Here is a 20061-nt window from a genome sequence, read left to right as displayed (position 1 = left end):
GAATTATCGGGCCGCCGCATGGCGCGCGGCCCGAGCCGGCCTTATGGCGCCGTCAGCACTACTTTGACGCTGGCGTCGACGGCACTCTTTTCGATATAGCCGATGGCTTTCGGATCGGCCGCCACGGCCTTTTTCACGTCGGCGCTATTGGCCACCTCTTTCGGCAAGGTCGCCTTGCCCGTGAAGACCAGCTTGGACCACAGGGCCTTCGCCTGCGACGGTTCCTTGTCCGTCACCTTCTTGTAGAACTCGGCGCGCACGGGGGCGCTTTCCGGCTGGTCGATCGGCGTCATGGCCGTCGATTTCCCGAGGAAAAATTGCGCCACCTGTTCATTCGTCATCGCGCCGGCGGCGCTTTTTGGATTGACCACCACGACCACTTCGGCCATGGCGGGAACGCTCATCGACAAGGCCAGCAAGGCAGCCATATGCAAAATAAATGGTTTCATGTGGCGCTCCTTAGAAAACGAAATCGATGGCGGCAGCCACCACCGTGACGGGGCCGCTGAAACCCGGCTTGGCTTGCACGAACAGGCCCTGGCCATTCTTCGGCTTGATGCGGTCGATCTGCACCTTCAAGGCGGCCGAACGGTGGAAGTCCCAACGCACGCCGATGCTGTCCGTCGATTGCTCCAGCTGGTTGCGCGTGTTGGCCATGGTATTGACGCCGGCCGACAGCGCGCGCAAGGTCGGCGTGCAGGCGGCTGGATAACCTGGCGGGCAGGCAGCCGGCACGGTGTTATTCACGCGATCATCGGCCTTCAGGCTGGCATGGCTGTAATACGGCAAAAAAGCGCCGATGCGGTAGCCGCCCATCACGTACCACGAGGTGCTGTCGCTGATATAGCTGTCCGTCTTGCGCTTGGCATACTCGGACTGCACCAGGACATTGTTCCAGTCCAGGCCCAGGCCCACGGACGTGAAGGACGCCTTCTTGTCCTTGACTTCCAGCGCATCAGCCAGGGCGCCCAGCTGGGCGATCCGGTAGCCGCTGCCGGCCGCGCGCAAGCTGCCCATCAAGGTATTCAGGCTGGGCGAATCATTGATCGTCAGCTTGGTCTCGGCACGGCCGAAACGCAGGGTCAGGGGACCATGTTCGGCCACCATGTTCAGCGCAACGATGGACTTGCCTTCCACATGCACGGTCGAATCGGGTCCCGTTGCCAGGGTGGCCTTGGTGCGGCCCAGCGCCAGCTGCGTGGTGATGCTGGTGTCGCCCAAGCTGAACTGGTAAGTGCCATCGATGCCATCGATGCTGTTCAGGGGCACCTGCGAATACATTTCGCCCGGTGGGCGCAGCATGGTGTTGGCATAGCCCACGTTACGGTAATCGGAAATCATGAAGACGGGCAGACCCATGCGGCCAACCCGCACACTGAAGCTGTCCGACACCTTGGCCTTGGCGAAGGCCCATGCCAGCTCGGCGCCGAAATCATCTTCGCCATCCTTGCGCGCCAGGCCTTGCACGGTGGCCGACAACCAGGGATTAACGGTGACATTGGCCTGCAGGCCCAGGTTCGAATCGACGCCCGTACGGGCTGTCTTGCCGGCGCCGGCAGCCTGGTTCGGACGCGCGAACTGCGCCTTGTCGGTATCGGCCACAGTCAGCGCGGCCGTGCCGAAACCGCTGATCTTGACGGTCGGGCCACTGGCGACATCGTCGGCGTAGGCGTGGCTGATGGCCAGGGGCATGGCCAGCAGAAAAATCAGGACGTGTTTATTCATAGTAATTAAATACCCGTAGCGGTGAACGTTAATCGTGGAGTTGGGCTCGAGGTCGATGGTTCACCGGCCATAACAGGCCGGGTCCTTTTTTGCGCCGCCGTCGCCTTGCATGGCGTGAATGACGGTGTGACCAGTGAGTAGAACCATGCTACAGAGAAAAAGTCTGCTTTGAAAAGTTTTCCTAAGGCAATTACCGATTTTGCCATTTTTCATGGAAAAAACATGGTTTCTAGAGGATTTTATCTAATGAGCAGATGGGAAAAACCACACTTTCGGTATACTTTTCATACACTTATGGATAATTCAAGACAAAAATAACTCGGATAAAAAAAGCGCCACCCGCGCAAAGATCGCGGATGGCGCCGGTCGATGCCGTGCTGCGAAAACGCTTACTCGCGCTTCGACACCAGGGTCAGGATGTCGTAGCTGGCTACCAGCTCCTCGTTCTGGTTGGTCACCTGCACGTCCCACGCCACCACGCCCTGGCCCACGCCAAAGACGTCTTTGCGGTTGCGGTCGACCTTGCGCTTGCACGTCAGGCGCGCGCGGATGGTGTCGCCAATGGCGACGGGCGCGACGAAGCGCAGGTTGTCCAGGCCATAGTTGGCCAGCACGGGACCGACGCCAGGCGAGACGAACAGACCGGCGGCGGCCGACAGCACGAAGTAGCCATGGGCGATGCGCTTGCCAAATTGCGACTCTTTCGCCGCGATTTCATCGAAGTGCATGTAGAAGAAATCGCCCGAAATGCCGCCAAAGGCGACGATGTCCGCTTCGCTGACGGTGCGGCGGTGCGTGAGCAGCGAGTCGCCCGTCTTCAAGTCTTCGAAGTGCTTGCGGAACGGGTGGATCGGGCTTTCGTTGACGTCCGCGCCGCGCACGTATTCGCCGGTGATCGCCGCCAGCATGGTCGGCGAGCCTTGCACGGCCGCCCGTTGCAAGTAGTGGCGCACGGCGCGCACGCCACCCAGTTCCTCGCCGCCGCCCGCGCGGCCAGGGCCGCCGTGCTTCAGTTGCGGCAGGGGCGAGCCATGACCGGTCGAATCGACGGAAGCCACGCGCTCAAGCACGTGTACCCGGCCATGCGTGGCCGCCACTTGCGGCACCACGCGCGCGGCGATCTTCGGATCGCGCGTCACCAGGGTACTCACCAGACTGCCCTTGCCGCGCGCGGCCAGGGCCAGCGCTTCATCGATATCCTTGTAGCCCATCATGGTGCTGACGGGGCCGAATGCTTCCACGTCATGCACGGCGTCGTTGCCGAAGGCGTCGCGGCACAGCAGCAGGGTCGGCGAGAAGAAGCTGCCATCCTGTGCCCCATCACCCAGGGGACTGAAACCGTCGGCCGCGCCAAATACCACCTCGTTCCCCTGCGACAGGGTGGCAACCCGCTCCGCCACATCGCTTTGCTGTTCCTTCGATGCCAGAGCGCCCATGCGCACGCCTTCGATGGACGGATCGCCCACCACCACCTTGGCCAGGCGTTCGCGCAGGCGCGTGCCAACGGCATCCATCAGGTGCTCGGGCACGATGATGCGGCGAATCGCCGTGCACTTCTGGCCCGACTTGCCCGTCATTTCGCGCACCACTTCCTTGACGAACAGATCGAATTCCACATCGTCGGGCGTGACGTCCGGCGCCAGGATGGCGCAATTGAGCGAATCGGCTTCGCCGTTGAACGGTACCGAATTGGCGATCAGGTTCGGGTTGGTGCGCAGCTTGGCGGCCGTGGCAGCCGACCCTGTAAACGTGACGAAATCCTGGCCATTCAAACGGTCCAGCAAGTCGCCCGTGGAGCCGATCACCAGTTGCAAACTGCCGGCCGGCAGCAAGCCCGATTCATGCATCATGCGCACGACGGCCTGCGTCAGGTAGCTCGTCGCCGTGGCCGGCTTGGCGATGCAGGGCATGGCGGCGAGAAAACTTGGCGCGAATTTTTCCAGCAGACCCCAGATGGGGAAATTGAAGGCGTTGATGTGCACGGCCAGGCCGCCGCGCGGCACCAGGATGTGCGTGCCGGCGAAGCCGCCTTTTTTACCGAGCGCGATGGCCGGGCCTTCGTGCAGCACGTTCGACGACGGCAGCTCGTTGCTGCCCATGCTGGCGTAGGCGAACAGGGTACCCGTGCCGCCTTCGATATCGACCCAGCTATCGGTGCGCGTGGCGCCCGACAGGTGCGAGATCGCATACAGTTCTTCCTTGCGCTCGACCAGGTACAGGGCCAACGCCTTGAGGCGCGCGGCGCGCTGCTGGAAGTCCAGCGCCATCAGGCCCGGCACGCCCGTCTTGCGCGCATACGTGACGGCTTCGTCGAAGTCGATCTTCTCGGCATGCGTGTGATAGATGACGCGGTTGTTCAAGGCGCTATGCAGGGGCACGGCGGCGCTTTCGCCCAGCCAGCGGCCAGCGATCAGGCTTTGCAGGGTGGATATGTGAGCCATGTGGTTTACTCCTATGTTGGTTTACTGCGTGCTTACTGCGCTGCTGCGTTCTTGTGCAAATGCAGCGGCAAGGCGGATTCGAAATTGAGGCGCTGGCGATTCGCCTCGACTTGCGTCAGAGCGTCCACCTCGCGCATCGTCTGCATCGAGCGCACGGCCAGTTCGTGGTACTGGCCCGTGCCCGAGCTTTTCCATTTGATTTCATCGTCGGTCAACGACCGTATCACCTTGGCGGGCGTGCCCACCACCATGCTGCGCGGCGCGACGATCATGCCAGCCTTGACGAAACTCATGGCCGCGACGATGGATTCCGCGCCGATGATGGCGTTGTCCATCACCACCGCATTCATGCCGACCAGCGCATTGCGACCGATGCGGCAGCCATGCAGCACGGCGCCATGGCCGATATGGCCGTCGACTTCGACCACCGTGTCGCAACCGGGGAAACCGTGCATGACGCAGGTATCCTGCAGATTGGCGCCCTCTTCCAGGATCAATCGGCCGAAGTCGCCGCGGATCGAGGCCAGCGGACCGATATAGCAGCGCGGGCCGACGATCACGTCGCCGATCAATACCGCGCTCGGATGCACATAGGCGCTGGGGTGGACGACGGGGGTGACGCCGTTGATTTCGTAGACTTTGACCATAAAAAACTCCTATATGCCTTGAGATAAAGCGTGCTTTCAGCCCAAGACCTCAACTGCCGGGGTCGGACCCTCAGGGTCCGACCCCAGTCTCTGCTCTTGGGTTACATGCCCAGGTACGCGCTCTGTACTTGCTCGTTATGCAGCAATTCGGGACCGGGGCCGGACAAGGTGATGGCGCCCGTCTCGATCACGTAACCCACGTCGGCAATCGACAGGGCCGCGTGCGCGTTTTGCTCGACGAGGAAGATGGTGATGCCCTGGTCGCGCAACTCGGCGACGATGCGGAAGATTTCCGCGATCAGGAGCGGCGCCAGGCCCATGCTCGGTTCGTCGAGCAGCAGCAGCTGCGGACGGCCCATCAGCGCGCGCGCCATGGCCAGCATCTGCTGCTGTCCACCGGACAAGGTCCCGGCCAGCAGCAAGCGCTTTTCCTTCAGGATGGGGAACAGCCCATACATGCGCTCCATGTCGCCCGCCACGTCCTGCGCGGGGCGCGTAAAGGCGCCCAGGCGCAGATTGTCTTCCACCGTCATGGGGCCGAACACTTGGCGCCCTTCCGGCACCTGGCAAATGCCGGCGCGCACGCGCTTGTCGGCACTCATGCGGCTGACGTCCTGGCCGGCGAAAACGATGCTGCCGGCGCTGATCGGCTGCACGCCGGAAATCGCCCGCAGCAGGGTCGTCTTGCCGGCGCCATTCGCGCCCACCAGCGCCACCAGTTGCCCCTGGCGTACCTGCAGGTCGATGCCGTGCAGGGCCTGGATGCGGCCGTAATGGCTGGTCAGGCCGGCGATATCGAGCACCAGCGGAGTTTGAGGTTTTTCCATCTTCATCATGCCGCCACTCCCAGATACGCGGCCACCACGTCGGGGTTCGCGCGCACTTCGGCGGCGGTTCCCTCGGCCAGCTTCTTGCCATAGTCGAGCACCAGAATATGATCCGACAGATTCATCACCAGTTTCATGTCATGCTCGACCAGCACCACCGTCACGCCAGATTGCGCCACCTTGCGTATCAAGGCTTCGATCTCGCCCGTCTCGGTATGATTCAGACCCGCCGCCGGCTCATCGAGCAGCAGCACCTTCGGCTTGGCCGCCAGCGCGCGCGCGATTTCCAGGCGTTTTAATGCGCCATACGACATCTGCCCCGCCTCGTCGTCGATATGCCGACCCACGCCGACAAACTCCATCAGGCCCGCCGCCTCGTCGCGGCAAGCCGCGTCGGCACGGCGCACGGACGGCAAACGCAGCATGGAGGCGAACAGGTTCTGGTTCAGGCGCAGGTGCGCACCCACCATCACGTTATCGATGGCCGTCATGTTCATGCACACTTGCAGATTCTGGAAGGTGCGGCTCATGCCGCGCCGCGCCAGCGCATCGGGCGGCATGGCGGCCACGTTTTCGCCATTCAGCAAAATTTCGCCCCGGGTCGGCGTGTACACACCCGTAATCAGGTTGAACAGCGTCGTCTTGCCAGCGCCGTTCGGCCCGATCACGGAGTGGATATTGCCTTCCTTGACGGTGAAGCTCACGTCCTGCACCGCGTGCACGCCGCCGAAGCTCTTGCTCAGATTGTTAATCGTCAGCATCTCACACCTCCTGTGCCGGTGGTTTATTTGATGCGGCGGGCGCCTTGGGCACCGCTGCCCGCTTGCGCGAACGGCTGGCCAGGCTCGGTACGAGACCTTTGGGCATGAAAATCATGGTGGCCATCAAAATCACGCCGAACACCACCGTTTCCCAGCCTTCAAAACTGGACAGCAACTGCGGCAGGATCGTCAGCAGGGCCGCACCGATGATGGAGCCGAAGATCGATGCCATGCCGCCCACCACCACCATCGTCACCAGCTCGATCGAGTGGAAGAAGCCGGCCAGGTTGGGGGTGATGAAACCGATGTAATGGGCGCTGATGCTGCCCGCGATACTGGCAATGACGGCCGACAGCACGAACACGCGCACCTTGAAGCGGGTCGTATCGACGCCGACCACGCGGGCCGCCACTTCCGAACCGTGGATCGCCTGCAGCGCGCGGCCGACGGGCGAATCGATCAGGTTCAGCGCCAGCCAGGTGACGAGCAACAGCAGCACGGCGCACACCAGGTACCACGATTTTTCACCGGCGATTTCCAGTCCGGCGACACTGAAGGCGGACACGCCGATGCCATCGGGGCCGCCCGTCCATTGCGTTTCGTTGTTGATGACGATGGAAATGATGATGCCCAGGCCCAGGGTGGCCATGGCCAGGGTATGGCCCTTGAGTTTCAACACGGGGCGGGCCAGCAGCAATGCCAGCAAGCCCGTGGCGACGGCGCCGGCGGCCAGGGCAGCGAGCGGCGGCCAACCGTAGTGCGTGGTCAGCACGGCCGACGCATAGGCGCCCAGGCCATAGAAACCCGCGTGACCCAGGCTGATCTGGCCCGTGTAACCCATCAACAGGTTCAGGCCGATGACGACGATGGCGTTCAGGGCAATGCGGATCGCCACGTCATAGTAGAACGCATTGGTGAGGAACAGCGGCAGGATGGCCAGCACGAGTGCCAGCACCAAGAGGCCACCATGGCGTGAACGTGTAAAGAAACGTGTAAAGAAGTTGGTCATACACGCTCCGAATTTTTAGCGCCAAACAAGCCTTGCGGCAGGAAGAACAGGATCAACAAGATCAGCACGAACGGCACGGCGTCCTTGTAGGCCGAGGAGATGTAGCCGGCCGTCATGGCTTCGGCGATGCCGAGGATCAGGCCACCGGCAATCGCACCGGCGCCGCCACCGAGGCCACCGAGTACGGCGGCGACAAAGCCTTTCAGCCCCAGCATGATGCCCGCGTCATACGAGGTATACGTAATCGGCGCGACGAGAATGCCGCCCGCAGCTCCCAAGAGTGCCGACAGGCCGAACGAAAACAGCAGCACCTTGCGCGTGTTGATGCCCACCAGTTGCGCCGCCAGCTTGTTGTGCGAGGTGGCCAGCATGGCCTTGCCCATCAGGGTGCGGCCGAAGAACCAGCCCAGCACCAGCACGATGACGACCGTCACGCCCAGCACCCACAGGCTTTGCGGCAGCAGGCTGGCGCCCAAAAACTCGATCGGCGCGTCGCCGGAAAAAGCCGGCAGTGTATGCGTATCCTTGCCCAGCCAGATTTGCACCAGGCCGCGCAGCACCAGCGAGGCGCCGATGGTGATGATCAAGAGGGTAATGACCTGCGCATTTTGCGCCGGTTCGATCACGGTTTTTTCCATCAGCAGGCCAACCAGGCCCGTGGCGATAACGGCCAGAATGATGGCCAACGGCAGCGGCACGCCGGCGGCCGACATCACGGCGGCCAGCATCCCGCCCAGCATGATGAATTCGCCCTGGGCGAAGTTGATCACGCCGCTGGTGTTATAGATGATGGTAAAGCCCAGCGCCGCCAGTGCGTAGGCGGAACCGACCGTCATCCCGGAATACAGAAATTGTAGAAATTGAGCGACTTCCATGGTGTCTCCATTATGTTCGGCTGCGCGCGGACCGCCTTCGAGGGCAGCCCGCGCAGGTACTTCTGGCTTACATTACTTCGACAATTGCCATTCGCCGTTCTTCACTTCCACCATGCGGAACGCCGACAGGTCCAGGCCCATGTGGTCTTTCGCCGACATGTTGAAGACGCCGGTGGTGCCGACAAAACCCTTGGTCGTTTCCAGCGCCGCCCGCACTTTTTCGCGGTCCGTGCCGCCGGCGCGCTTGATGGCGTCGACCGACAGGTTCAGGGCATCGAGTGCATAGCCGCCAAAGGTCGACGGATCGATCTTGTAGCGCTCTTTATACGTCTTGTCGTAACCGACCACGATGGCCTTCTGCGCGTCGCTGTCCGGCAGCATGGCGCCGATCAAGAGCGCTGGCGTTGGCAGGCGCACGCCTTCGGCGGCCTTGCCCGACAGCTTCAGATACTCGTCCGACGCCACCCCGTGCGACTGGTACAGCGGCAGCGCGGACATGCCCAGCTGGCCGTAGTTCTTGGTCACCACGGCCGGACCCTGGCCCAGGCCAAAGACGAAGACGGCTTGCACGCCATTTGTGTTCTTGATGCGCGTGAGCTGCGCCGTGATGTCCGTGTCTTTCGGGCCGTAGGTTTCATCGGCCACCAGGGTGATGCCATATTTGGAGGCGACGATCTGCGATTCCTTGCGGCCCGAGGCGCCGAAGCCGCTCGTTTCCGACAGCAGGCCCACTTTGCTGATGCCACGCTTCTTCATGTCCTCGAACACCTTCTCGGCCGCCATGCGATCCGTATGCGGCGTCTTGAACACCCATTTTTTCACGGGATCGATGATCACCACGGCGCCTGCCAGCGAAATGAACGGCATGCTGGCACGCTCCACCAGCGGCGCCATCGCCATCGTCGCACCGGTGGTGGTGCCACCGATCAGCACATCGACCTTGTCGGACTCGATCAGGCGTTTGGTGAAACCGTTGGCCTTGGCCGCATCGCTGCCGTCGTCGTAGTGCACCAGTTCCAGCTTGCGCCCCAGCACGCCGCCGGCCGCATTGATTTTCTCGATATACAGCTGCAGGGTTTTCAGTTCAGGGTCGCCCAGGAAGGCGGCAGGTCCCGTGACGGACAGCACGGATCCGATCTTGATGTTCTCGGCCGCATACGCGCCTGCGGCGGACATGGCCAGCACGCCGGCGATCAGGGTTTTCTTGAAAATATTGGCAATCATTGTGGTCTCCACCAGGTTGGCACTACGGTCAATGTATGGTTGGCGCTTTTTTTACCAGCCTGCGCCTTTTTTTACTTTTTTATACGCGTTCAATTACTACAGCAATACCCTGCCCCACGCCGATGCACATGGTGCACAGCGCATAACGCCCGCCCGTGCGTTCCAGCTGGTTCAGGGCCGCCATCACCAGGCGCGCACCCGATGCGCCCAGCGGATGGCCGATGGCAATCGCGCCGCCATTCGGGTTCACGTGGGCCGCGTCGTCCGCCAGGCCCAGGTCGCGCGTGACGGCCAGCGCCTGCGCCGCAAACGCTTCATTGAGCTCGATGACATCCATCTGCTCGATGGTGAGTCCTGTCTGCGCCAGCACCTTGCGCGAGGCGGGCGACGGGCCAAAACCCATGATGCGCGGCGCCAGACCAGCCGTGGCCATGCCCAGCACTTTGGCGCGCGGCGTCAATTGGTATTTATCCACGGCGGCGGCGGACGCCAGCAAAATCGCGCAGGCGCCGTCGTTCAAGCCAGAGGCATTGCCGGCCGTGACCGTGCCATCCGGCTTGACCACGCCCTTGAGCTTTGCCAGCATCTCGATCGAGGTATCGGGACGCGGATGTTCGTCGCTGGTGACCATCTTCGGCTCGCCTTTTTTCTGCGGCACGGCGACGGGAACGATTTCGCGATCGAAGACGCCAGCCGCGTTGGCGGCAGCCCAGCGCTGCTGGCTGCGAAAGGCCAGACCATCCTGGTCGGCACGGCTGATGCCAAATTCCACGGCCACGTTTTCCGCCGTTTCCGGCATGGTGTCGATGCCGTACTGCGTTTTCATCTTGCCATTGACGAAGCGCCAGCCCAGGGTCGTGTCTTCGATTTTCGCAGCGCGCGAGAATGCGCCGTCAGCCTTGCCCATCACGAAAGGCGCGCGCGTCATGCTTTCCACGCCACCGGCAATGATCAGCTCCGCCTCGCCCGCCTTGATGGAGCGGGCCGCCATGCCGACGGCGTCCAGGCTGGAGCCGCACAGGCGGTTGATGGTATTGGCCGGTACTGCAGCCGGCAAACCGGCCAGCAGCGCAGCCATGCGGCCCACGTTACGGTTGTCTTCGCCCGCCTGGTTGGCGCAGCCGTAGAACACGTCGTCGATGGCGGACCAGTCGACGGAAGGATTGCGGGCGATCAGCGCGGCAATCGGCAGCGCGCCCAGGTCGTCGGCGCGCACGCTGGAGAGTGCCCCGCCATAGCGGCCAAAGGGAGTGCGCACGGCATCACAGATAAAGGCTTCGTTCATGTTTGCTTCCTTGTTCGGGCTATCAGGGGAAAAGCTTCGGGCGCTGGTCGACCACGCGGCGGGCCTTGCCCGTCAAGGTGCGTTCGATGCCGGCGGCGGCCACCAGACGCACACGCGTGCTCACGCCCACATGCGTCTTGATGCGGTGTTCCAGTTCGCGCGCCAGGCCATCGGTCTCGCTGGCCGAGATGGTGGCGGTGAGATCGATACGCAGCTCGGCGATCACTTCGAGCTTGTCGAGGTGGCCGTCGCGCGTGACCACCAACTGGTATTGCGGCGCCAGCTTCGGCATCTTCAAAATCAGCTCTTCGATCTGGGTGGGGAAGACGTTCACGCCGCGGATGATCAGCATGTCGTCCGAGCGGCCCGTGATCTTGCCGATGCGGCGCATCGAGCGCGAGGTGGGCGGCAGCAAGCGGGTCAGGTCGCGCGTGCGGTAGCGGATGACGGGCAGCGCCTCCTTCGACAACGAGGTGAAGACCAGTTCGCCCTCCTCGCCATCCGGCAGCACTTCGCCCGTTTCCGGATCGATGATCTCGGGGTAGAAATGATCTTCCCATATGACGGGACCGTCCTTGCTTTCAATGCATTCCGACGCCACGCCAGGCCCCATTACTTCGGACAGGCCATAGATGTCGACGGCGTCGATGCCGGCGCGCGCTTCGATTTCCGCACGCATGGCGTCCGTCCACGGCTCGGCGCCGAAGATGCCCACCTTCAGCGACGATTCAGCCGGATCGAGACCCTGGCGCGTGAATTCCTCGATGATGTTGAGCATATACGACGGCGTGACCATGATGATCGATGGCTTGAAGTCCTGGATCAGTTGCACCTGCTTTTCCGTCTGACCGCCCGACATCGGGATGACGGTGCAGCCCAGGCGTTCGGCGCCGTAATGCGCGCCCAGGCCGCCCGTGAACAGGCCGTAGCCGTAGGAGATATGCACCATGTCGCCCGCACGGCCGCCGCCGGCACGGATCGAGCGCGCCACCACGTTGGCCCAGGTATCGATGTCGTTCTGCGTGTAGCCAACTACCGTGGCCTTGCCCGTGGTGCCACTCGACGCGTGGATGCGCACCACTTGCTCGCGCGGCACGGCAAACAGGCCGAACGGATAATTGTCGCGCAAGACCTTCTTGTCCGTGAACGGAAATTTCGACAAGTCGGACAGCGACTTCAGGTCGTCCGGATGCACGCCCGCTGCGTCAAAAGCGGCGCGGTAATGGGGCACGTTGTCATACGCGTGCTTGAGCGTCCATTTCATGCGTTCGAGCTGCAGCGCCTGCAATTCATCCTTGCTGGCGCGCTCGATCGGTTCGAGGTCATTGGGGGCGGGAATTCGTTGGACCATCATTGTCTCCTAATTGGTTCTTTAACTATTTAAAGCTGCAGCGGCAGTTCAAGCCTGCTCTTATCACTTCAATTGCTGATGACTTCGCCCGCCACGCGGATCGACTTGCCACGAAACAGCGCGACGGCGCGGCCATCCTGGTTGCTGACCTTGACGTCGTAGACGCCGCTCTTGCCAGCCAGCGCCTGTTCGACGGCATGCGCCGTAAGCACGTCGCCTTCGCGTCCCGGCGCCAGGTAATCGATGGTGCAGCCGGCGCCCACGGTATTCATGTTGTAGCTGTTGCAGGCAAACGCGAAGGCGCTGTCGGCCAGGGCAAAGATAAAGCCGCCGTGGCAGGTCTGGTGGCCGTTGAGCATGTCGGCGCGCACCGTCATCGTCATACGCGCATGGCCGGGGCCCACGTCAGCCAGGGCGATGCCCATGGCAGCGGTGGCGTTATCGCGCGACAGCATCGAGGCGGCGGCCGCTTCGGCCAGGGCTTGTGCGGTCATGTTGTGATCCTTATTTGACATATCATTCGGCATGAAACGTCGCTCCAGTGGCAAGTTTGCGGCGCAGCAGCGGCGAGACACGGTAGCGGTCTTCGCCATAGCCTTGCGCCAGGTGGTGCAGCACGGTCACGATCTGCTGGACGCCCACCGCATCGGCCCAGGCCAGCGGTCCGCGCGGATAGTTGACGCCCTTCTGCATGGCGATATCGACGGCAGCCACCGTGCACACACCCTGGTTGACGGCGTCGGCCGCCTCGTTGGCCAGCATGGCGACCGTGCGCATGACGGCCAGGCCAGGCACGTCGTCCAGGCGCGTGACGGTAAAGCCGGCTGCCTGGAACAGGCCCACGACAGCGGCGTAGGCGGCATCGCTGCACTGGTCGGCACGCGCCACGGCAATGCGTTTGGCTCCGGCGTAATCAAGCGCCAGGTCGAACAGCACCGTGTCCGGATGCTGGTTGTCATGCGCGCGCTGGGTGGCGCTGCGTCCGTCCGTGAGATAGATCGCGGCACCGTTGCAATGCAGGGCCGGCGCTTCGTCCATCGCCTGGCCTTCCTGCGTGACGCGGCGGCTGACGGTGATGCCGGCCTGCTCCAGGCGTTGCACCAGGCTGCGAATGACGCCGCTGTGGCCACGGCCATCGCCGCCGATGGCGGCCGACAGGGCAACGAATTCCGGGGTCGCTTGCGCGCTTTCCGCCTGCGCCACGGGGGCCGGCGCGCCTTCGCCGTACAGGTAAAAACCACGGCCCGATTTGCGGCCGAGGAAACCGGCGTTGACCATTTCCTGCTGCAGCACGGATGGCGTGAAGCGCGGGTCGTTGAAATAGGCGCCGAACACGGATTGGGTGACGGAGAAATTGACGTCGTGGCCGATCAGGTCCATCAACTCGAATGGGCCCATGCGGAAACCGCCCGCTTCGCGCAGTACGCAATCGATGGTGGCGGCATCACCCGCCTGTTCGTTCAACAGGCGCCAGCCTTCCGCGTAAAACGGACGGGCGACACGGTTGACGATGAAGCCGGGCGTCGATTTCGCATGCACGGGGTTCTTGCCCCAGGCGATCGAGGTGTCGTAGACGGTGGCGGCGACCTGCTCGCTGGTGGCCAGGCCACTGATCACTTCGACCAGCGCCATCAGGGGCACGGGATTAAAGAAATGCATGCCGACCAGGCGTTCCGGGCGGCGCAGCTTGGCGGCGATGGCCGTCACGGAAATCGACGACGTATTCGTCGCCAGGATGCAGTCGTCGCTGACTAACGCTTCGAGTTCGGCGAACAGGCCGCGCTTGACGTCGAGGTTTTCCACGATGGCTTCCACCACCAGGGCGCAATCGCTCACGTCGGCCAGGCTGCCGGCCGCCTGCAGGCGCGCCGTGGCGGCCGTGGCTTCGTCAGCCGTCATGCAGCCCTTCTCGGCCAGCTTCGCGTACATCTTGCCAATATCGAGCAAGGCCTTGCTCACCGCTTCCGCGCGCGTGTCGTACAGTTTGACTGTGTAACCGGCAGCCGCGGCCACCTGCGCGATGCCGGCGCCCATGGCGCCGCTGCCGATGACGGCGACGATACTGTTGTTTGCCAGTTTGTTTGCCAATTCGGTCATATCAGTGTCCCTTGAATTGCGGTGCGCGCTTTTCCATGAAGGCGGCCACGCCTTCGCGGTAATCGTCGCTGTGACCGAGTTCGCTCATCATGCGCGCTTCCAGCGCCAGTTGCTGCGGCAGGGTATTGGCGCCACTGAGAGCCAGCGCCTGCTTGGTGTACGCCAGGCCCTTGGTCGGCGCCGTGGAAAAGTGCACGGCCAGCTTGCGCGTTTCCTGCGCCAGTTCAGCATCCTCGACGCATTTCCAGATCAGGCCCCAGTCCTCGGCCTTTTCCGCCGTCAGTTTTTCGCCGAGCATGGCCAGGCCCATGGCGCGCGCCGAACCGATCAGGCGCGGCAGGAAGAAGGTGCCGCCCGTGTCCGGGATCAGACCCAGCTTGCAGAACACTTCGACGAAGCTGGCCGATTTGCCGGCGATGACGATGTCGCAGGCCAGCGCCAGATTGGCGCCCGCGCCGGCAGCCACGCCATTGACGGCGCAAATCACGGGCATCGGCAAGGCTTTCAAGGCCAGCACCAGCGGCGCATAGTTCTTTTCCACCGACTCGCCCAGGTCCACGCCCTTCGAGCCTGGTTCGACGGCGCGGTCGGACAAATCCTGGCCCGCGCAAAAACCGCGCCCCGCGCCCGTCAGCACGAACACGCGCACGGCGCTGTCGGCGTTCACTTTCGCAAGCGCATCGCGCACTTCCTCGTGCATGGCTTGCGTAAAACTATTGAGCTTGTCGGGACGGTTCAGGGTCAGGGTGGCGATGCCCTGCTCGATGGTGAAGAGGATGTTTTGGTAGGTCATGGCGTCTCGCTTCAATTTTTTAAACCCAGATGCAAGTGCCGGGGTCGGACCCTGAGGGTCCGACCCCAGTCTTCGCTTGGGGTCTGATGTTATTCAGCCTGATCGAAGTCCACCACCACCTTGTCGGTCAGCGGAAAACTCTGGCAACTGAGGACGAAGCCGCGCGCCACTTCGTAGTCTTCCAGCGCGTAGTTGACGTCCATTTCGACCTTGCCGTCGAGGATCTTGCAGCGGCAGGTCGAGCACACGCCGCCCTTGCACGAGTAGCGCATGTCCAGCCCGGCGCGCAGGCCCGCGTCGAGAATCGATTCCTTGTCCTTGTCCATCGTGAAGGTGGTGTGGTTGCCATCCATGATGACGGTCACTTCCGTTTCCTGCACGGCACCCGCGTCGAACTGGGCGCGCGGCTTGTGGGCATTTTTCGGGATGCTGGCGGCGAACAGTTCGATCTTGATGTTCTGCTTGGGCATGCCGGCCGCCTGCAGGGCGGCGGAGACGCCCAGCATCATGTCTTCCGGGCCGCAGATGAAGGCGTTGTCGTAGTCTTCCACGCGGATCCAGTGCTGCAGGAACTGCTCGCATTTTTCCTGCGTGATGCGGCCGTTGAACAATTCGATATCCTGCTGCTCGCGGCTCATCACGTACACCAGGTTCAAACGCTCCAGGTACACATCCTTCAAGTCCGTCAATTCTTCCTTGAAGATGACGGACGACGAAGCGCGGTTGCCGTAGAACAGAGTGAAACGGCTCAATGGTTCCGTCAGCAGTGTCGTCTTGATGATGGAGAGGATGGGCGTGATGCCGCTGCCGGCCGCGAACGCCAGGTAGTGCTTGCGGTTGACGCAGTCGAGCGGCACGTTGAAGTGGCCCATGGGCGGCATCACCTCGATGGTGGCGCCGGCTTTCAGGGTGTCGTTCGCCCAGGTGGAAAAGGCGCCGCCCGGCGTGCGCTTGATGGCCACGCGCAGCGTGCCGTCCTGCACCGCCGAACAGATGGAATACGAGCGGCGCACGTCTTCCGCATTGATATTGGCGCGCAGGGTCAGGTGCTGGCCCTGCTGGAAGCGGAACTGCTGCTGCAGTTCCGCTGGCACGTCGAACGTGACGGCGATGGTGTCGCGCGTTTCATTGCGCACGTTCGATACGCACAGCGGATAAAATTTACTCATGCTTCATCTCCAGTTTCTTCGGAACGTGTGCCTGATTTTTTTAGTGGCACTTGAAGTAGTCAAACGGTTCGCGGCAAGCCAGGCATTTGTACAGGGCCTTGCACGGCGTGGAGCCGAACTGGCTGGTCAGCTGCGTATGCGTGGAACCGCAGTTCGGGCAGATCACCTCCAGCGTCGGCATGGGCTGGCGCTTGACGCCACCCGCTGTGCCGCCACGAAGGCCGCTGATGTCGATCACCTGCTGCTGCGGCGGGGCGATGCCATAGCCTTTCAGCTTGGCTTTGCCCGCTTCGCTCATCCAGTCCGTGGTCCAGGCGGGTGCCAGCTGGTTTACCAGCGTCACCTTGGCCACGCCATGGCTGCGCAAGGCATCCGTGACGGCATCGGCGATCACCTGCATGGCCGGGCAGCCCGAATAGGTGGGCGTGATCGTCACGATGCACTCTTCGCTGCTGACCACATCGACGGCGCGCACGATGCCCAGGTCCACCACCGAAATGACGGGAATTTCCGGGTCCGGCACGTCGCCCAGCCAGGCCCAGACCTGGGCCGCGTCCAGCGCTGCCAAGGGCGTGTTCATTACCACTCCGCCCCGGGATAGGCGCGCTGCAGGAACTGCATCTCGGCCAGGATAAATCCCAGGTGTTCCGTGTGCGTGCCCTGCTTGCCGCCCTTTTGCATCCAGGCGTCGGGCGCCGGCATGACCAGCGTCGCTTCGGCGAAGATCTCGGCCACGTGTTCGAGGAAGGCCCGGCGCAGCACGTCCGATGGCGGCGCGATGCCGGCGGCAAGCATGGCCTGGTCGACGGCGTCGTACGTGAACATCTCGCCCGTGTACATCCACAGCTTGTCGGCGGCCGCCTGCGTCTTCGCGTGGCTGTCCGCCGTACCGTCGCCGAGACGCACGATCAGGTCGCCGCTGCGGCGCAAGTGATACGTCACTTCCTTGACCGACTTCTGCGCCACTTCGACGATGCGTGGATCGCTGCATTTCGCCAGTTCCAGCAGCTGGAAGTAGTGCCAGGTGTCGAAGAAGAACTGGCGCATCATGGTGTCGGCGTAATTACCGTTCGGCTGCTCCAGCAGCAGGCAATTCTTGAAGTCGTGGGCGTCGCGCAAAAAGGCGATGTCATCCTCGTCGCGGCCCGCGTTTTCCAGTTCGGCCGCATAGCTGAACCACAAACGCGTCTGGCCCAGCAGGTCGAGCGCCACGTTGGTCAGCGCCATGTCTTCTTCCAGCGCGGGACCCTTGCCGCACAGCTGCGACAGCTGCTGGCTGAGGATCAGGGCGTTGTCGCCCAGGCGCAGGAGGTAATTGACTTTGTCATCCATTGCAGGCGCTCCCATCACAGGTTCTTGACTTCTTCCGGCATCGGGAAGAAGGTGGGATGGCGGTACACCTTGCTGTTCGACGGTTCGAACAGGGCGCCCTTGTCACCAGGGCTGCTGGCGACGATATCGGCCGCGCGCACCACCCAGATGCTCACGCCTTCATTGCGGCGCGTGTAGACGTCGCGCGCATGGTTGACCGCCATGGTGGCGTCGGAGGCGTGCAGGCTGCCCACATGCTTGTGCGCCAGGCCGTGCTGGCTGCGGATGAAAACTTCCCACAATGGCCATTCTTTGCTCATGTTGCTCTCCCCTATCTGTCTTATGTATTTACGCTGCTGCTTTATTAGCGGCTTGCTTGTCTGCATACGCGAGCAAGGCATCGCGGAACCACTCGCCGTCTGCATACGCTTTCACCCGCGTTTGCAGGCGCTCGCGGTTGCACGGGCCATTGCCCTTCAGGACATTGTTGAACTCGGACCAGTCGATCTCGCCGAATGCATAATGGCCCGTTTCCGCATTGAACTTCAGGTCGGGATCGGGCACGGTCAAGCCCAGGTACTCGATTTGCGGCACGGTCTGGTCAACCATGCGCTGGCGCAATTCGTCATTCGAAAACAGCTTGATGCGCCATTGTGCCGACTGGGCGCTGTTGACGGAGGCGGCGTCGGACGGGCCGAACATCATCAAGGAAGGCCACCACCAGCGGTTCAGCGCATCCTGCGCCATGGCTTTCTGCTCCGGCGTACCCTTGCACAGCGACATCATGATGTCGTAGCCCTGGCGTGCATGGAATGATTCTTCCTTGCAGACGCGGATCATGGCGCGTGCATACGGGCCATACGAGCAGCGGCACAGGGGAATCTGGTTGATGATGGCCGAGCCGTCAACCAGCCAGCCGATGGCGCCCATGTCGGCCCACGACAGGGTGGGATAGTTAAAGATGCTGGAATACTTGGCTTTGCCCGAGTGCAAGGCAGCGAGCAGATCGTCGCGCGACACGCCCAGGGTTTCGGCGGCGCTGTACAGGTACAGGCCGTGACCGGCTTCGTCCTGGATCTTCGCCAGCAGGATGGACTTGCGTTTCAAGGTCGGTGCGCGCGTGACCCAGTTACCTTCGGGCAATTGACCGACGATTTCCGAATGCGCATGCTGCGAAATCTGGCGGATCAGGGTCTTGCGGTAAGCGTCCGGCATCCAGTCCTTGGCCTCGATCTTGATGCCTTCGTCGATGCGCGCCTGAAAAGCGCGCTCTTCCTGGCCCATGTCGTCGATGGAACGGACGTTCTTGAGGCCGGTTTCAACCATTTGTGCGTACATGATCTGTCTCCCATGTCTTTGATTTTGCGCAGCAACGCGGTGCGATCAACAGATAATACGATACAAAAAACGATTTGCATACACTTGATGTGAGTCATTTTAAAAATTCGTATCTTGTGCGGCTTTTTTGTGCGTATGATATTGCTGATGAGAAAACACTGCGAAGTGCCACCAGCGCTTCCTGCAAATTATTGACGCGCTACCCGCGCAGCCAAGTAAACTGCTGCTTTTATTGAATCGACCGCACCACGGCCAGACCGGAACCACATGAAGAACACCCGCTGCACGACATGGATAGCCGATTTCCTGGAAAGCGACCCACCGCGCTCAAAGTCCCTGGTGATGACGATTTTCGGCGACGCCATCGTGCCGCGCGGCGGTGCCATCTGGCTGGGCAGCCTGATCGAACTGCTGGCACCGTTTGGCGTGAATGACCGCTTGCTGCGCACCAGCGTGTTCCGCCTGGCGCAGGAGGGCTGGCTCAGCTCGCAACGCGACGGCCGCCGCAGCGCCTATACGATACGCCCGGAGGCGCTGGCCCGCTTCGAGCGCGCGTATCGCCGCATCTATGCGCCACTGGTCGTGCACTGGGATGGCAGCTGGACTCTGGTGATCGGGCCGGCCGGCAGCATCGGCGCCGCCGAACGGGGGGCGCTGCGCAAGGAATTATTGTGGGCTGGCTATGGCTTGATCTCTCCTGGCATCTTTGGCCATCCGGCCAGCAATGCGGAGGCGCTGGAAGACATCCTGGTGCGCAACGAGGTACAGGGCAAGTTGTATGTCTGCCACACTACGGAGTTGCCGGATGTCAGCACACGCCCGCTGCGCGACATGGTGGGCGAATGCTGGGACTTGTCGGAAGTGATGGCCGGCTACGAAAAATTCATCGCCAGCTTCCAGCCGCTGCTGACCTTGCTGCAAGAAGCGCCCGTGTTCGATGCCGAGCAAGCCTTCGTCATCCGCTCACTACTGACACACGCCTACCGCCGCGTGCAGTTGCACGACCCGCAGTTGCCCGTCGAACTGCTGCCCGAGCCGTGGCCCGGCACGCAGGCGTATGCACTGGCGCGCGACCTGTACCGCATCACCCATGCGGCGGCCGAGGAGCATATCCTGGCCACCCTGCGGCGCGAGGATGAGCATGCGCCGGACGTCGAGCCATGGTTTTTTGAACGTTTTGGCGGCCTGAACACCTGACAAAACGTCCA

The 20061-nt window shown here is 62.4% G+C and carries 20 protein-coding genes; 1 reads left to right on the top strand and 19 read right to left on the bottom strand.

All coding sequences use genetic code 11. From position 1 onward, the window contains the following. Positions 1-41 precede the first annotated feature (41 nt). The 19 genes from CLU93_RS14980 to paaA form a co-directional block, all read right to left on the bottom strand. On the bottom strand, positions 42-449 hold the full coding sequence (locus CLU93_RS14980) for a hypothetical protein (protein ID WP_096237910.1): 408 nt from the start codon (positions 447-449) through the stop codon (positions 42-44). A 10-nt stretch (positions 450-459) separates the two neighbouring features. After that, positions 460-1725, bottom strand: a complete 1266-nt coding sequence (locus CLU93_RS14975; RefSeq protein WP_099762084.1) for a hypothetical protein — start codon at positions 1723-1725, stop codon at positions 460-462. Positions 1726-2114: 389 nt separating this feature from the next. Further along, entirely contained in the window at positions 2115-4166 is a 2052-nt protein-coding gene (paaZ, locus tag CLU93_RS14970; RefSeq protein WP_099762083.1) for a phenylacetic acid degradation bifunctional protein PaaZ, read from the bottom strand. Between the two features lie 32 nt (positions 4167-4198). Then, positions 4199-4813, bottom strand: coding sequence for a phenylacetic acid degradation protein PaaY (gene paaY / locus CLU93_RS14965; RefSeq protein ID WP_099762082.1), 615 nt, complete (start codon positions 4811-4813; stop codon positions 4199-4201). Positions 4814-4914: 101 nt separating this feature from the next. Further along, on the bottom strand, positions 4915-5646 hold the full coding sequence (locus CLU93_RS14960; RefSeq protein ID WP_099762081.1) for an ABC transporter ATP-binding protein: 732 nt from the start codon (positions 5644-5646) through the stop codon (positions 4915-4917). Next, on the bottom strand, positions 5646-6401 hold the full coding sequence (locus tag CLU93_RS14955) for an ABC transporter ATP-binding protein (protein ID WP_086137156.1): 756 nt from the start codon (positions 6399-6401) through the stop codon (positions 5646-5648). The genes CLU93_RS14960 and CLU93_RS14955 overlap by 1 nt, the downstream gene beginning before the upstream one ends. A 1-nt stretch (position 6402) precedes the next feature. Next, positions 6403-7410 carry a branched-chain amino acid ABC transporter permease gene (locus CLU93_RS14950; RefSeq protein ID WP_099762080.1) on the bottom strand — a complete coding sequence of 336 codons (1008 nt, stop codon included), beginning with the start codon at positions 7408-7410 and terminating at the stop codon, positions 6403-6405. Then, the gene (locus tag CLU93_RS14945) at positions 7407-8285 is read right to left on the bottom strand and encodes a branched-chain amino acid ABC transporter permease (protein WP_010401459.1); all 879 of its coding nucleotides are present in this window, start codon (positions 8283-8285) and stop codon (positions 7407-7409) included. Before CLU93_RS14945 ends, CLU93_RS14950 begins: the two co-directional genes overlap by 4 nt. A gap of 72 nt (positions 8286-8357) precedes the next feature. Further along, positions 8358-9509 (bottom strand): ABC transporter substrate-binding protein, encoded by a 1152-nt coding sequence (locus tag CLU93_RS14940; protein ID WP_099762078.1) that lies wholly within the window; start codon positions 9507-9509, stop codon positions 8358-8360. A 79-nt stretch (positions 9510-9588) separates the two neighbouring features. Further along, complete coding sequence (pcaF, locus tag CLU93_RS14935) at positions 9589-10794, bottom strand: 3-oxoadipyl-CoA thiolase (protein WP_099762077.1); 1206 nt, start codon at positions 10792-10794, stop codon at positions 9589-9591. Between the two features lie 22 nt (positions 10795-10816). Further along, positions 10817-12145 carry a phenylacetate--CoA ligase PaaK gene (paaK, locus tag CLU93_RS14930; protein WP_035822308.1) on the bottom strand — a complete coding sequence of 443 codons (1329 nt, stop codon included), beginning with the start codon at positions 12143-12145 and terminating at the stop codon, positions 10817-10819. Between the two features lie 68 nt (positions 12146-12213). After that, positions 12214-12639 (bottom strand): hydroxyphenylacetyl-CoA thioesterase PaaI, encoded by a 426-nt coding sequence (gene paaI, locus CLU93_RS14925; RefSeq protein WP_373629849.1) that lies wholly within the window; start codon positions 12637-12639, stop codon positions 12214-12216. Between the two features lie 22 nt (positions 12640-12661). Then, positions 12662-14242 (bottom strand): 3-hydroxyacyl-CoA dehydrogenase PaaH, encoded by a 1581-nt coding sequence (gene paaH / locus CLU93_RS14920; protein WP_099762076.1) that lies wholly within the window; start codon positions 14240-14242, stop codon positions 12662-12664. Position 14243: 1 nt separating this feature from the next. Beyond that, a complete protein-coding gene (gene paaG / locus CLU93_RS14915) occupies positions 14244-15035 on the bottom strand; it encodes a 2-(1,2-epoxy-1,2-dihydrophenyl)acetyl-CoA isomerase PaaG (protein WP_099762075.1) in 792 nt (263 codons plus the stop codon). A gap of 89 nt (positions 15036-15124) precedes the next feature. Then, a complete protein-coding gene (gene paaE / locus CLU93_RS14910; RefSeq protein ID WP_099762074.1) occupies positions 15125-16204 on the bottom strand; it encodes a 1,2-phenylacetyl-CoA epoxidase subunit PaaE in 1080 nt (359 codons plus the stop codon). A 40-nt stretch (positions 16205-16244) separates the two neighbouring features. Next, positions 16245-16784, bottom strand: coding sequence for a 1,2-phenylacetyl-CoA epoxidase subunit PaaD (gene paaD / locus CLU93_RS14905; RefSeq protein WP_099762073.1), 540 nt, complete (start codon positions 16782-16784; stop codon positions 16245-16247). Beyond that, positions 16784-17536 carry a 1,2-phenylacetyl-CoA epoxidase subunit PaaC gene (gene paaC / locus CLU93_RS14900; protein WP_099762072.1) on the bottom strand — a complete coding sequence of 251 codons (753 nt, stop codon included), beginning with the start codon at positions 17534-17536 and terminating at the stop codon, positions 16784-16786. Before paaC ends, paaD begins: the two co-directional genes overlap by 1 nt. A gap of 14 nt (positions 17537-17550) precedes the next feature. Beyond that, the gene (paaB, locus tag CLU93_RS14895) at positions 17551-17835 is read right to left on the bottom strand and encodes a 1,2-phenylacetyl-CoA epoxidase subunit PaaB (RefSeq protein ID WP_034746356.1); all 285 of its coding nucleotides are present in this window, start codon (positions 17833-17835) and stop codon (positions 17551-17553) included. A gap of 28 nt (positions 17836-17863) precedes the next feature. Continuing rightward, positions 17864-18853 carry a 1,2-phenylacetyl-CoA epoxidase subunit PaaA gene (paaA, locus tag CLU93_RS14890; RefSeq protein WP_099762071.1) on the bottom strand — a complete coding sequence of 330 codons (990 nt, stop codon included), beginning with the start codon at positions 18851-18853 and terminating at the stop codon, positions 17864-17866. A 267-nt stretch (positions 18854-19120) separates the two neighbouring features. Between paaA and paaX the strand changes: the two genes are divergently transcribed. Next, positions 19121-20050, top strand: coding sequence for a phenylacetic acid degradation operon negative regulatory protein PaaX (paaX, locus tag CLU93_RS14885; RefSeq protein WP_099762070.1), 930 nt, complete (start codon positions 19121-19123; stop codon positions 20048-20050). The last annotated feature ends 11 nt before the right edge of the window (positions 20051-20061 follow it).

The organism is Janthinobacterium sp. 35 (assembly GCF_002754575.1).
GTDB classification, from domain to species: Bacteria; Pseudomonadota; Gammaproteobacteria; order Burkholderiales; family Burkholderiaceae_D; genus Janthinobacterium; species Janthinobacterium tructae.
Note: the sequence above shows the minus strand (reverse complement) of the source record. Positions and strands in the feature narration are given on the sequence as shown.

Coding starts and splice junctions, on each gene's coding strand:
- paaK (WP_035822308.1), bottom strand. CDS start 12,145: ATGGTCCAACGAATTCCCGCCCCCAATGACCTCGAACCGATCGAGCGC.
- paaX (WP_099762070.1), top strand. CDS start 19,121: ATGAAGAACACCCGCTGCACGACATGGATAGCCGATTTCCTGGAAAGC.
- paaB (WP_034746356.1), bottom strand. CDS start 17,835: ATGAGCAAAGAATGGCCATTGTGGGAAGTTTTCATCCGCAGCCAGCAC.
- paaY (WP_099762082.1), bottom strand. CDS start 4,813: ATGGTCAAAGTCTACGAAATCAACGGCGTCACCCCCGTCGTCCACCCC.
- CLU93_RS14945 (WP_010401459.1), bottom strand. CDS start 8,285: ATGGAAGTCGCTCAATTTCTACAATTTCTGTATTCCGGGATGACGGTC.
- paaA (WP_099762071.1), bottom strand. CDS start 18,853: ATGTACGCACAAATGGTTGAAACCGGCCTCAAGAACGTCCGTTCCATC.
- paaG (WP_099762075.1), bottom strand. CDS start 15,035: ATGACCTACCAAAACATCCTCTTCACCATCGAGCAGGGCATCGCCACC.
- CLU93_RS14975 (WP_099762084.1), bottom strand. CDS start 1,725: ATGAATAAACACGTCCTGATTTTTCTGCTGGCCATGCCCCTGGCCATC.
- paaH (WP_099762076.1), bottom strand. CDS start 14,242: ATGACCGAATTGGCAAACAAACTGGCAAACAACAGTATCGTCGCCGTC.
- CLU93_RS14950 (WP_099762080.1), bottom strand. CDS start 7,410: ATGACCAACTTCTTTACACGTTTCTTTACACGTTCACGCCATGGTGGC.
- CLU93_RS14960 (WP_099762081.1), bottom strand. CDS start 5,646: ATGAAGATGGAAAAACCTCAAACTCCGCTGGTGCTCGATATCGCCGGC.
- paaZ (WP_099762083.1), bottom strand. CDS start 4,166: ATGGCTCACATATCCACCCTGCAAAGCCTGATCGCTGGCCGCTGGCTG.
- CLU93_RS14955 (WP_086137156.1), bottom strand. CDS start 6,401: ATGCTGACGATTAACAATCTGAGCAAGAGCTTCGGCGGCGTGCACGCG.
- CLU93_RS14980 (WP_096237910.1), bottom strand. CDS start 449: ATGAAACCATTTATTTTGCATATGGCTGCCTTGCTGGCCTTGTCGATG.
- paaC (WP_099762072.1), bottom strand. CDS start 17,536: ATGGATGACAAAGTCAATTACCTCCTGCGCCTGGGCGACAACGCCCTG.
- pcaF (WP_099762077.1), bottom strand. CDS start 10,794: ATGAACGAAGCCTTTATCTGTGATGCCGTGCGCACTCCCTTTGGCCGC.
- paaI (WP_373629849.1), bottom strand. CDS start 12,639: ATGACCGCACAAGCCCTGGCCGAAGCGGCCGCCGCCTCGATGCTGTCG.
- CLU93_RS14940 (WP_099762078.1), bottom strand. CDS start 9,509: ATGATTGCCAATATTTTCAAGAAAACCCTGATCGCCGGCGTGCTGGCC.
- paaD (WP_099762073.1), bottom strand. CDS start 16,784: ATGAACACGCCCTTGGCAGCGCTGGACGCGGCCCAGGTCTGGGCCTGG.
- paaE (WP_099762074.1), bottom strand. CDS start 16,204: ATGAGTAAATTTTATCCGCTGTGCGTATCGAACGTGCGCAATGAAACG.